This is a genomic window from Moorena producens 3L, assembly GCF_000211815.1.
Taxonomy (GTDB): Bacteria; Cyanobacteriota; Cyanobacteriia; order Cyanobacteriales; family Coleofasciculaceae; genus Moorena; species Moorena producens.
Genome location: NZ_GL890827.1, coordinates 54,232 through 66,452, shown reverse-complemented (window position 1 = coordinate 66,452; position 12,221 = coordinate 54,232). Strand labels below are relative to the sequence as shown.

The following is a 12,221-nucleotide window of genomic DNA, read 5'->3' as shown; positions in this document are numbered from 1 at the left end:
TATTGACGCAACCACAATCAGAGACGTCATAGTAGTGAGTGCGCTTTACCTATAGGTTGCCTATCAAGAGATGAAACACTAGACCAGATCAAGCTCACCAATAACCGTAAGCATATGCGCTACGCGCACGCTGCTTGAGGTGCCGTCAGCGGTCAGCCGTCAGCTTTTAGCTCACGCTACGGGAACAGCTTTCCATAACTCAGATTAAACTAATGCTTACCTGTTGTCTTGATGCAATAGCGAGTGGGGGAAACCACGGCAGTCGCTCATGGGGGAGACCCCCTTTGGCCGCGCTGCCTCCCCAAGACCGTAATGGTGCGTTTTCCGTAGGCGAATTAAATTCGCCACGGGTCGCACCTCTGCATCGCTTATTCAAAAGCTGTTCCCTTTGCTTACCCTATGCCCATAAGCACCTCAAGTAGCCTGTCCATAGCCCATAAGCTGATAACTGATAGCTGATAGCTGATAGCTGATAGCTGAATGCTTACCAATAACCAATTACACATGACAGGCCAAGGGAAGCGTCAATGAACCCTAAACAACCCTAAACAGATTGGTGAGGTGGCTTGAGTCACAACATATTCCGGATTTTCTGAACAATTTAGTGTGTCTTTATCTAGCAAGAGTCAATATGTTTATGAACAATACAGTTAACCCAGGAAAAAAAAGACCCCTTGATATATTAAGCGAAATTGCTAAGAATCACAGTAGTCTACAACCACGATTGACTAGACCAGTGGTGGGTGTAAGCTTACTGGTGGTTTCCGCTATTACCCTACCTAAACCTAGCCTAGCTCAAATCCCTTCAATCAAGGTACCAGCTCCACCATCCCCGATCGAGGTACCAGCTTCAACATCCCCGATCGAGGTACCAGCTCCACCATCCATTGCTGACTTCATTAAGGTGAATCAGAGTAACACGGTATCAGCAGCCACACCCCCTGTGCGTAACTCTTTACCACCAGACAGAGCTTATACCCTTGATGCTGGAGATGTTCTTAATCTGAATATCTTTGATGTTGATGAATACAGTGGTCAGTATCAAGTACTGGTGAACGGTTCCCTTAACTTACCCTTGATTGGTAGTGTATTTGTAAGGGGAAAAACTCTCGATCAAGCTAGCGAACTCGTCACCAGTGCCTTTTCAGTTTACATCAAACGCCCAGTAGTTTCCTTGAGTCTGGTGAAACCCCGTCCTTTAAAAATTTCCGTGGCTGGGGAAGTGAGTCGCCCTGGAGCCTACACCATGGGTCTGAATGAAGGACAGCAATTTCCCTCCCTGACTCAAGCGATTAATTTGGCTGGGGGGGCTACCCTAACAGCAGACGTTAAGCAAGTAGAACTTCGGCGTCGTGAAGGCTCTGGGCAGCGCAATACTTATTATATCAATCTCCAGCAATTGATTAACAGAAGTGATATCAGGCAGGATGTTACCTTGCGGGATGGGGATGAAATCTTGCTCCGAACTACTACTGCTATCAACCCAGAGGAAACCCGTCTATTGTCCAATGCCAGTTTTGCAGCTAATGCCAGCCGTCCGATTCAAGTGGCTGTGGTCGGGGAAGTGATTAACCCAGGAGCTTATGTGGTCAAGGGAGAAACTCTGGGTAATAACAACATTAACATCGGTAGTGCTGATATCCGTAGCACCAATGCACCACCAACTGTAACCCAAGCGATCGCGATCGCTGGAGGCATTACCCAAGACGCTAACGTTCGCCAAGTTAAAGTGCGACGTTTGACCCAAGGGGGTACACAACAAGAAATTGCCTTGGATTTTTGGCAATTGTTGCGACAGGGTGACCTCTCTCAGGATATCCTCTTAAAGGAGGGAGATACAATTCTTGTCACCAAAGCTGACGAAATTGCTCCAGAGGTAGCATTGGCATTAGCAGATTCCAACCTTTCTGCTGCTGCCATCCCGGTCAATGTGGTTGGTCAAGTTCAACGACCTGGTAATGTGGAAGTCAAGCCCAATTCTCCTCTGAATGAAGCCTTGCTTGCCGCTGGGGGATTTGATGACGTTCGTGCTGAAAAGGGTTCTGTCGAATTAGTTCGCCTGAATCGCAATGGCACAGTTGAAAAAAGAGAAATTGAAATCGATTTTACTGCTCCAGTTAACGAGGAAACTAATCCCACCTTGCAGCCTAATGATGTGATTATTGTTAAACGGGATGGTGCAGCACAAACTGCGGACAACGTCGAAAGGATTTCCAGACCTGCTAGCGGTATTTTCAACCTAATTGAATTACCGATTAGATTATTTAACCTTCTATTCTAGTTTAGCTGTCAGCGATCAGTATTAAGCATTCAGCTTATTTGCTGACCGCTGATGCTTTGTAAGCATATGCGCTACAGATGGTGCTACTTGAGGTGCGGTCAGCGGTCAGCGGTCAGGGTTCAGCTATCAGCTATCATGCTTAAAATCAACCTATGCAGGCCTATGGCCACGCTACGAGAACGGGAGATTTTAATAGTTCGAGATTAATGAGAATTGAAAGTCTGGGCAAAAGCCCTTGGCCTGTGGCCAAAGCTTAGCTCTTTTATTCAAAAGCTGACAGCTGACCGCTGAGGGCTGAATGCTGACCAATTTTAATACTGAGTTTAGAGAGAAGTCTGATGAAATGGAGAGTGATTCTTGAGCCTGATCTAGATAACGGAGACTGGGCAGCTTGGTGCCCCGAACTTCCTGGTTGTACTTCCTGTGGTGAAACTAAAGTAGAAGCACTAGAAAATATGCGTGAGGCTATTCAGCTTTACCTTGAACCTGCACCCCTTGAGCTGGCTGAAGGTTCTGTCACTTGTGAGGTTACTATTTAATGATATCTATTTTCACGCCTAGGCTCTAGTAGCTAGAGCCTCTGGCCTAGTTTTAACAATGGATCAGTTCTGGTGTCTGGTTCAGAATTTGACTGCGAATAGAAATAAAGTCCTGATAAGCCGGTGATTCTAAAGCTTCTGGACGAAATATAGCGGTTTTGTGGCAGTTTTGAAATGCTAACTTGATGCCGAAATAACGTTCCACTGCACCACGAATCGCATCCCCACCTATCATCCGCAATAGCTGGGCTCGATCTTGCTCAGTTGGTGGTGGTACCGAATGCTCTACCCATTCCGCTTGACCCTGTGCCAAGCGCTTGGCCAGGTCTTCCACAATTCCAAAGGCATAAGGTAACGATTGCCTGATGCTCTCAATAAAAGCTTCTTGATTAACCTCACCCTCCTGTGCCTGCTTCAACAGCTCTGGAGTAATGTTCAGTGACATAGGCTTTTCCTTGATATCCCTAATGAAGAAAATAGTTATCAGAGGTTCACACTTAGTTGGCTGAACCTCCCAGGGAACAGTCTATCGTGATAATGATTCTTTTTATTGTTAATAATAATCATTATTAGTAAAAAAATGTTACAATGCAGGCGGTTAGAGACGTACCATGCTATAAGTATGGGCTTGGTCAGTTTTGGGAGAATGCGATCGCACGCCATCCTAGTAGCAAAAAGATGACGCGCCAGTAAACCGACTTGCAATGCAGCTAAACTCTCCGCTACTTGGGGAATATCTCACTGAAACTCGATCAAAAACTGCCAAGCCATAGCGTAACTCCATGACCGTAATAACAGAAACAGCAATGTCCCCAGGTGGCGTTTGCTTGAGTCTGACTCTAGTCCCAGCTTCACCTTTAATGAAGTCGCTGATCACGCAAGTATCGAGAAGGTATCGCATCAGAATAATTCCGGTTCACGAGGTGGCAGGAGTTGATCACGATAGGACTCGAAAGCCGGGAAATCAGGAATTCCTTCATAAGACAATACGGCATCCGACCACTGGGAAATAGAGCTAGGTGCTGTTTGGATTAGCTGGCGTAACGCTTGGAGAACAAGGGTTTGGATCCCGACATTTGATTGAACCGCTTGGCGGATGAGGTCTTGTTCGAGATCTGGAGGTAGGTCGATTGTGATTTGCATAGGTCAGATTCTTGGTATTAAAGTTTTGAATTTTTATTGAAGTTGAGGAGCTTGCGGTCTATAAGGCATTATTGTCCGAGAGTTAGTTCTATCAGTAAAGTTTCTAAGCTTCGATACAAGCAAATTAATGCTGCTCTGTAACCAGACGGATCGATAGTGCTTCGTCAATGGAGTAGTCAGATTCTAAATGCTTCCCTCAAGGGAATTTTTAATGTAGCTTCGGTGGCAGAAGCCCACCACAGATCAGCTAATCCTACTTATGTTATCTATGATAGTCACACAAACCAGGTAATCTTGCTGGTAGTGGAGTATCACTATCAAAGTACCTGTGCTAGGATTCTTGAGAAGGGTTTACCTGCTATTGTGGCTTGGCGTTTGGCTAGGGAGTTAGAGTTTGCCGAGAAAGCTGAAGGTTATAGCTATGTTTGCTAGACATAGGGTGCAAAGAGAAGATGGTAAAGTGATAGTAGATAGAGAATGACTTTTGCTAGTTTTCTCTACCTGTATAGACTACAGTTCCTTAATACGCTTCTTGATCACTATCATTTGGTGCTTGTCCACTGTAGTAATTTTCTCGAATGATTTTAGGCTCTGGTAAATCAAATATGCCAGATGGTTTACCTTCAAGAGCAAGCTTTTTGGCAGTAACGAGCATAGGATCATTTTTATTAACCTGGAACTGTTCAACAGCTTTAGGTTCAAACTGTCCCAAAATCAAGAGATAGTTTTTTTGTAATCTTTCTGGTGGTTCAGAGCTAAGAGCCTTGTTTACTGCGTCAATATGATGATTTTGTTTAAAATCGTTATATTTGTGCCCTAGATATAACCAGGTTTCAGTTGCCATCAGCTTTTCGGCAATACTAAATGAACGATCTAAACTAGTAGCAAATTTAACAATCAATTCCCATTCTTGATCAGAGATTTTTGGGAAGAAGCGCATTGCCCTGATTGTAACTGCTTTTAGATACTCAACAGGCTCTTCAAGGTTTTGATAATGTGTCAGTAAGCTTCTTATTTCAGCTATATAGCCTTGCTTGGCTAGATTCTCCAGCACATTGATGGGATTGCGAATAATCCAAAAAGCTTTACGCAAAATTTCCATTAAGGTGCTAAGTATATCCTCAAATCCTAAAATAGAAAGCCTATAGAGGGCAAAACGAATATATCTCTCCAATTTCCGTGTCTGATTTGGATAACTACCATTTAATTTACACAGTGCTTGCCAGCTATCCTCTAATAAATCAACTAGGTCTTTACGCAATTCATCTCTATTTTTACTCCAAACCTTATTAGAAGTAATAAAAGAAGCAGACCACTGACGAATTGCCTTAAAAGATTCATCATATGGCAGTTGTGTATACTTTAATTCTCCTTCTAATCCAAAAACGTCTTTCTGTTTTGCCAAGTCTCGCTCACGGCCTTTGGCATTATGCAAATACTTATATATTTTGTGACTTAGATCTGTATCATTTATATAAATTTTGATCTCTCTTAGGCATTGTTGATAATGATGAATATGATACCACCATAGTTCATCCTTGTGAAAGGCACTCTTAAAAATAGCGCGGTGTTCTGAATTCATTATCCACAGTGGATTGACCACACAATCAAAGCGATCGCTCAATTCATCTAGACATTGATCTTGATCAGATTGCTCTAAAAAGGAAGAAACCTGGTATATTCTCTCTGTTTTGTTTTCGTTGAGATTTAGTCCTAACTTGTGTAACTCATCTTTTACAGTATTTTCAATTACCTCCATATCTTCTGGGTTGGGAATGATGAAAATCATATCATCTACATAACGATGTAGTTCAACTCCCCATTCATTACCACTGCCAAATTTGGCATCCACTGAAGTTAAATAAATATTTGCATAAAAGCCTGAACCAATATTTCCCTGAGTAATACCCTGACCTAATTCATGTTGATCAATATTTTTAGAAAGTAATAACCTAATCAGCCAACGTACACGTTCGCTTTCTGTTAATTCCGTAGAAAGTTCATCACAAAGCTTTTCTTGAATAATTTTTGTATAAAATGATTCAATATCTACTCTTAAAACTGCCCCATTAGGATAATTTTTAGCACTATCATGTGCTTCGTTAAGGTAATCACGATAAGCTTTAAAATAATACTCATAAAGATATTCTGTATCTCGTTGTTTACCAGAGATTCTGTAGGCGTAGCTACTACCTCTTAGTTGAGATGACTTGTCACCTAATTTCTGAATAATGGCCACGGATAAAATTTCTTCTTCAATCCGTGAAAGTCCTCTTGGACGAGTCTTTACCACATTCTTAGGAGATTTATAAGAGATGGTTTGATCTACAAAGGCAACATCATTAGCATAAGCACATAATTGTTCTTGTAAATTTAAAATATTGAAATCTAAATTAGTTTCAAAAATACGCACTTCAGTTTCATCATATAAAGACTCCGATAAGAGATTGCGACGTGCCCTAGCCCAGGCTAATTTGAGATTATCAAGACTTATAACTTCATTCCAATCTTTATCTTCTGCTCGATCTGCACTCCAGATTGTCTGAAAATCAGCATAGAATTTTGTTTTATACTGTATGATTCCTTTATTATCTCTCCAATAGCTACTTTTAGGATTAATAAAATATATTTCGTTATTAGCGTTATATATTTGTTCAACTGTATGACGCTTTCCTATACTTTCTCTAAAAGTACATGCCATTTCTATGACTCGTTGTTCCAAAGTTATTTTACTATCAGTATTTCCTTGAACATGTTTTTCAATATTTTTAGTTGCAATAGTTAAAACATGCATTGTATCAACTGGGACATCCTCAATTATTTGCTTATAAGCCTGAGCCTCAGCATTACCAAATTTCTCAGGAATATCTGTAATAAAATTACACATTTCAGGATCTATCTCCAGCAAGTAATTATAATCCGATTCTTGGTTTCTGAAAACTTGGCTGAGTGGAGAAATAACATTTAATTGAATTGTTAAAATATTTGAAAGACAAGGTAATTTTAAGATATCGAGTTCTTTTTTAAGATTTTGGATAATCCCAAGAGTAGCTTCTGGAAAGCCACTCATAACACATTGAAAATCAAGCCCCATTTTGTCTAAAGTAGAAGATTTAAATTTATCCATCAGTTGTTTGTAAAGAATAACTGAGAATTTATTTGGATCTACACCAATAGCAAAAATTTTGACATCATTTGGAATTTTCTCTTCTTCTTTCAGCTTAAGTATTGCTTCGATACAAGCAGCAGTACCGGCTCCAGCACCACATCCAATATCTAGAATGCACAATCTTTGCTTATGCCTAAGCCAGCTTATTAATCTGTCTTCTCCAACCACATTTTCTAAAATGTGTGCAGCTTTAAAGTAGTGTGTTGGAAAAAGATAGTAATACTGAAAAGCCACACTCGTTAGATCTTCTCCTTTTAGTATCTCTTGCCAATTGCCACGAGGATCTATTGATTTGTATCCCTTGGCTAGGCTACTACCATCAAGCCACTCATGTACAGCATTGTAAGCATCGGCAACAATAGGATGAAAACGGCGATATGTAGGTGGTTGTTCAGTCACTGAATGCATTCCTTTGGGATTTGAATAATAAAGTTACTAATTTTTTTTGAAAAACCGCTGGCATCTTGGGAATAAGCTGATATAAATAACCTCTGTTTTGCCCTAGTCATGGCCACATAAAACAACCGTCTTTCTTCTTCAAGATTATTATCGCGAACACTAAAATAATTAGGAAATTCATTTTGAACAGCACCGGCAATGAAAATACTGTCAAATTCTAAACCTTTGGATTGATGAACTGTGATAATTGGAACTTGATTATTGTCTTGAGAAACTCGATCTAAGTTTTTGGCAAGAGCAGTAAATTCAATAATGCTACGTAAAGCTGTGTCAGGGTGCAAATTTGGATCGTCCTGTGCTTGGAAAAACCGTAAAAGATTGTGGATATTTTGCAGGCGTTTCTTTTGAGATTGATAATAATTGTATAGTCCAGATTCTACCAATAATGTATCCAGCAAATCTGAAGGTCTTAATGATTGGCTGACATCGCGCCAGTGCTCTACCTGTTCAGCAAGTCCTTCAAATACCTCGCCATAACGGTACACTAAAGCTTGACGATAATCCGCTCTTCGTTCCACCAAAGGTATGAGTAGCGCCAACAAATCAATGGTGGTTTCCACATCATCCATTGCCTTATGGCTAGGTAGGTGGGTAAGATTGAGATGCTCTGCCAAAACTTCTAAACTGTAGCGTTCAGATTCAATGAAACGATTGGCTAGTTCTAGGGTGTCCTCCCATTGCAGCTTTTTTGGATAACTAACACCAGCTTTTTGAGCTTGAGCTGTCACCATCTTAATATCAAAGCCCACATTGTGTCCAACTAGCAGAGAATCCCCCACAAACTCGAAGAACTCACCAAATACATGTTTAGCATTTCTACCATTTTCTGCCAAGAAGCGATCGCTATGTCCGTGTATTCGTTCCGACTCACCAACGCTGACAGTATTAGTAATGTAAGCGTGAAATCTAGCCTGTTTTTTACCATCAACTAGACGAATTGCTGCAATTTCCACCACTTCATCTTGACTCACTGAAAACCCTGTTGTTTCCACGTCAAAAACTGTTACGACTCCAGATGAATAGGCGCTTAAAAGTTCACTAAAAGGATCTCCATCTTTAAATGTGCGGCTTGATACCATGTCAGTTAAACTAAAGCCACAATTTTTGCCTTCTTCAATTACAGCTTTAATCGTCCCATCACCAATTCCACGACTTGGACGTAGCAACATCCGACGCATTGCCCCTGCATCAAAAGGATTTAGAATCAGACGTAGGTAAGCAAGAGCATCTTTGACTTCCTGTCGCATGAAAAATTGGAATCGCTCAACTGTAATACAAGGAATACCCATGCGCTCCAATATCTGACTGATAATCTCTGTGCGTTTATGGTTACGAGCAAGAACTGCTACTCGACTGTAAACAAAATCCTTTTGCTTACTTGCTAGTTGCTGGATTTGTCCACCAATCCACTCTGCTTCCGTCCACTCATTATTTGCTAAATGGAATTGAATCAAATCACCATCTTTACACTCAGGCGCTGGTGTAATGTTTGTTTGTCGATGTTCAAAGGAATCTGCAAATCCAGAAGCAGCATTCAGCAGGACTTTTGTTGCTCGATAGTTCCAGGTTAAAGAATAGCTTCTAGGATTAAAATCATGATAAAATTGTTTAATTACCTTCTCTGGTTCAGAACCTCGCCATTCATAAATAGTCTGATCTAAATCTCCAATCATCCCTAAATTACCACTGTTGGCAGCCAAGTGCTTGACAATACCATACTCTGACAGATGGGTGTCTTGAACTTCGTCAACTTGAACAAAATCAAACTTATCTGTCCAACGTTGGCTAATCTCTGGTTCATGGTGTACCATGAGACGAACATAAAATATCAGATCTGCAAAGTCTAAGGCATGACGCTTTTGAAGGATAGTTTGATACTGAGCAGCACATTGAGCGTAGTTATTCCCTAATGGGGCATATAGATTTTCAACCAGATTATCTAGAGATAATTTACAGTTTTCAGCCTGAATTTTGCACTTAACTAAGCTAGAAAACAACTGCTGGGCATCTCTATCTTTCAATACATGGAAAACTTCTTTAACCAATTCGAGACAATCATTATCGTCATAAATCACGAAATCTGTTGGCAATCCAATCTGACGAGCTTCCATCCGTAGTATGGAGGCACACAAACCATGAAAAGTTTTAATTGTTAGGTGTTGTAGTTGTTCTGGACAATACTGAGATAACCGCCCGCTCATTTCCTTGGCAGCTCGATTGGTAAAGGTCAGGCATAGAATTCGTTGAGGAGAGATACCCTGATTAATTGCACATAAAACCCGCTCTGCTAAAACACGAGTTTTGCCTGTACCAACCGGAGCAAGTACCAAAATTGCGCCTTCTACGTGGCTAGCGATCGCATTTTGTTCTCGGTTAAGCTCGTTGCTGAACATCACGAGGTGTAACTAAATTTTCATTATAGGTAATTCTTTGGTGTTGCGTCACTAGTGGAATGCTTAACCAGAAAGGGAAATTTGTTTATACTTTAAAAATAACTAATCAGCCTGATTGATAACTGCATCAAGACAATTGATGAACCTATTGATGATTTTTTTTGCTATGATAGGATCGGGCATTGCATATTTTTTTTTAGTAAACCATTCTTTGCGTCAGCAACGCCTACCTTTCTTTTGACCCTCATAGACTGCTCTATTCCTTCAAGACCATGAGGGCTACTTTCCTTATCCAGTCTGCTTTATGACTTACTTGTCGCCCCCGCAGGGAGCAGCAATAACAATACCTTTGACCAGGCTTTTGTGTAATATTTTGCTCACTGTCTTACTGCTGAAGCCTGGTGGGGTTTTCCCATTATATCTTTTCTAGTTTATTTAGAAGAAAAGTTGATGAGTTGCGATTTTACTTCTAGTTGAATACTTATAATTTTTGGTTGATTGTCAATTTTCCATTAACAATCAACCAAAGGCTATCAATCATCTTATTTTATCAATGATTACCGGGACTTTAAATCCTTAAAGCTTAACTTCAATATCAACTCCAGCAGGCAAATCCAATTTCATCAGAGCATCAATAGTCTTTGAAGAAGGCTGATAAATATCAATAATCCGTTGGTGAGTACGTGTTTCAAAGTGTTCCCGAGAATCTTTATCAACGTGAGGCGATCGCAAAACACAGTAAATACGACGTCGAGTGGGTAAGGGAATCGGGCCAATAGCTGTAGCATTTGTCCGGTTTGCTGTATCTACAATCTTCTCACAGGAAGTGTCCAGCAAGCGTCTATCAAAGGCTTTTAGTCGAATCCGAATTTTCTGCTGTTGAATAGTTGCCATTTTTTTAATTTTCTAGGTTCTTTTGTTAGCGTAAATAAACATGAATAAAGAGCAGAGAAGCTAGAACTTCCCTGCTCCTACTCTATAGTAGAGTACTGCTATTCGAGGATCTTGCTGACCACACCTGAGCCGATGGTGCGACCACCTTCACGGATAGCAAAGCGCATTCCTTGTTCAATCGCAATGGCGTTGATCAGGCTCACTGTCATTTTGATGCGATCGCCTGGCATCACCATCTCAGCTGTAGAGCCATCGTCAGCAGTAAAGGCATCAATAGTGCCAGTCACATCAGTGGTTCGTACATAGAACTGAGGGCGATAGCCGGAGAAGAAGGGAGTATGACGTCCACCTTCTTCTTTCTTCAGGACATATACCTCAGATTCAAACTTGGTGTGAGGGGTGATTGAACCGGGCTTGGCAAGTACCATACCCCGCTCAATGTTCTCTTTTTGGATACCCCGCAGCAGTAGTCCAACATTGTCTCCAGCCATCCCTTCGTCTAGGGTCTTCTGGAACATTTCCACACCAGTTACGGTGGTGTTACGGGTCTCTTTAAGCCCGATGATTTCTACCGTCTCACCAACTTTAACCTTACCCCGCTCGATTCGACCGGTGGCAACAGTTCCCCGACCAGTGATGGAGAAGACATCTTCCACTGCCATCAGGAATGGCTTATCCACATCCCGCTCTGGTGTGGGAATGTATGAGTCTACATTAGACATCAGTTCTAGTACCAGATCAGTCCACTCATTGTCACCTTTGGCAATGCTTGGATTCTCGGTCAGGGCGTTTACAGCCTCTAAGGCTGACCCAGCCACAATCGGGATATTGTCCCCGTCAAAGTCATAATCGCTCAACAGTTCCCGAATTTCCAGTTCTACTAGCTCTAGGAGTTCTTCATCATCTACTTGGTCTTTCTTATTTAAGAAAACCACGATGTTAGGAACTCCCACCTGCCGAGCTAGGAGGATATGTTCTTTCGTTTGTGGCATGGCACCGTCAGCGGCAGAAACCACCAGAATTGCCCCATCCATTTGCGCCGCACCCGTGATCATGTTTTTCACATAGTCAGCGTGGCCTGGGCAATCTACGTGGGCATAGTGGCGATTTTCGGTTTCGTACTCTACATGAGCAGTATTGATGGTAATCCCCCGTGCTTTTTCCTCAGGAGCTGCATCAATTTCCTCGTAGTTCCTCGCTTTTGCCTTCCCTTGAGCCGCCAATGTCATAGTAATAGCAGCAGTTAGGGTAGTCTTGCCGTGGTCTACGTGACCAATCGTGCCAATGTTGACGTGGGGTTTATTCCTTTCAAACTTTTCGCGTGCCATGAATTACATGTTCCT

General features: G+C 41.5%; 10 protein-coding genes and 1 pseudogene. 3 read left to right on the top strand and 8 right to left on the bottom strand.

Annotated features, from left to right (window positions below; translation table 11 throughout):
• Positions 1 to 216: 216 nt before the first annotated feature.
• Positions 217 to 348, bottom strand: a complete 132-nt coding sequence (locus LYNGBM3L_RS48360) for a hypothetical protein (protein ID WP_267871983.1) — start codon at positions 346 to 348, stop codon at positions 217 to 219.
• A gap of 289 nt (positions 349 to 637) precedes the next feature.
• On the opposite strand from LYNGBM3L_RS48360, the gene LYNGBM3L_RS04580 reads away from it, so the two are divergent.
• Together LYNGBM3L_RS04580 and LYNGBM3L_RS04575 are read left to right on the top strand one after the other, a co-directional pair.
• A complete protein-coding gene (locus tag LYNGBM3L_RS04580; RefSeq protein WP_008179654.1) occupies positions 638 to 2,281 on the top strand; it encodes an SLBB domain-containing protein in 1,644 nt (547 codons plus the stop codon).
• A 338-nt stretch (positions 2,282 to 2,619) separates the two neighbouring features.
• Complete coding sequence (locus LYNGBM3L_RS04575; RefSeq protein WP_008179652.1) at positions 2,620 to 2,820, top strand: type II toxin-antitoxin system HicB family antitoxin; 201 nt, start codon at positions 2,620 to 2,622, stop codon at positions 2,818 to 2,820.
• A 52-nt stretch (positions 2,821 to 2,872) separates the two neighbouring features.
• On the opposite strand, the gene LYNGBM3L_RS04570 is transcribed toward LYNGBM3L_RS04575, so the two are convergent.
• From LYNGBM3L_RS04570 to LYNGBM3L_RS04565, 3 genes and pseudogenes are all read right to left on the bottom strand, one after another.
• Positions 2,873 to 3,265 carry an SCO5389 family protein gene (locus LYNGBM3L_RS04570; RefSeq protein WP_008179650.1) on the bottom strand — a complete coding sequence of 131 codons (393 nt, stop codon included), beginning with the start codon at positions 3,263 to 3,265 and terminating at the stop codon, positions 2,873 to 2,875.
• Between the two features lie 282 nt (positions 3,266 to 3,547).
• Positions 3,548 to 3,721: pseudogene (locus tag LYNGBM3L_RS50115) on the bottom strand (type II toxin-antitoxin system VapC family toxin); the annotation flags it as partial.
• Positions 3,721 to 3,963: a hypothetical protein gene (locus LYNGBM3L_RS04565; protein WP_008179649.1), complete on the bottom strand. Its 243-nt coding sequence runs from the start codon at positions 3,961 to 3,963 to the stop codon at positions 3,721 to 3,723. The pseudogene LYNGBM3L_RS50115 and the gene LYNGBM3L_RS04565, both read right to left, overlap by 1 nt.
• Positions 3,964 to 4,119: 156 nt before the next feature.
• On the opposite strand from LYNGBM3L_RS04565, the gene LYNGBM3L_RS04560 reads away from it, so the two are divergent.
• A complete protein-coding gene (locus LYNGBM3L_RS04560) occupies positions 4,120 to 4,395 on the top strand; it encodes a hypothetical protein (RefSeq protein ID WP_008179647.1) in 276 nt (91 codons plus the stop codon).
• A gap of 88 nt (positions 4,396 to 4,483) precedes the next feature.
• Here LYNGBM3L_RS04560 and LYNGBM3L_RS04555 read toward each other — a convergent pair whose 3' ends face one another.
• The 4 genes from LYNGBM3L_RS04555 to tuf form a co-directional block, all read right to left on the bottom strand.
• Positions 4,484 to 7,531 (bottom strand): RNA-directed DNA polymerase, encoded by a 3,048-nt coding sequence (locus LYNGBM3L_RS04555; RefSeq protein WP_044492263.1) that lies wholly within the window; start codon positions 7,529 to 7,531, stop codon positions 4,484 to 4,486.
• Positions 7,528 to 9,984 (bottom strand): 3'-5' exonuclease, encoded by a 2,457-nt coding sequence (locus LYNGBM3L_RS04550; RefSeq protein ID WP_008179645.1) that lies wholly within the window; start codon positions 9,982 to 9,984, stop codon positions 7,528 to 7,530. The genes LYNGBM3L_RS04555 and LYNGBM3L_RS04550 overlap by 4 nt, the downstream gene beginning before the upstream one ends.
• A gap of 576 nt (positions 9,985 to 10,560) precedes the next feature.
• Positions 10,561 to 10,878: a 30S ribosomal protein S10 gene (gene rpsJ / locus LYNGBM3L_RS04545; RefSeq protein WP_008179644.1), complete on the bottom strand. Its 318-nt coding sequence runs from the start codon at positions 10,876 to 10,878 to the stop codon at positions 10,561 to 10,563.
• Between the two features lie 98 nt (positions 10,879 to 10,976).
• On the bottom strand, positions 10,977 to 12,206 hold the full coding sequence (gene tuf / locus LYNGBM3L_RS04540; protein WP_008179643.1) for an elongation factor Tu: 1,230 nt from the start codon (positions 12,204 to 12,206) through the stop codon (positions 10,977 to 10,979).
• Positions 12,207 to 12,221: the final 15 nt, after the last annotated feature.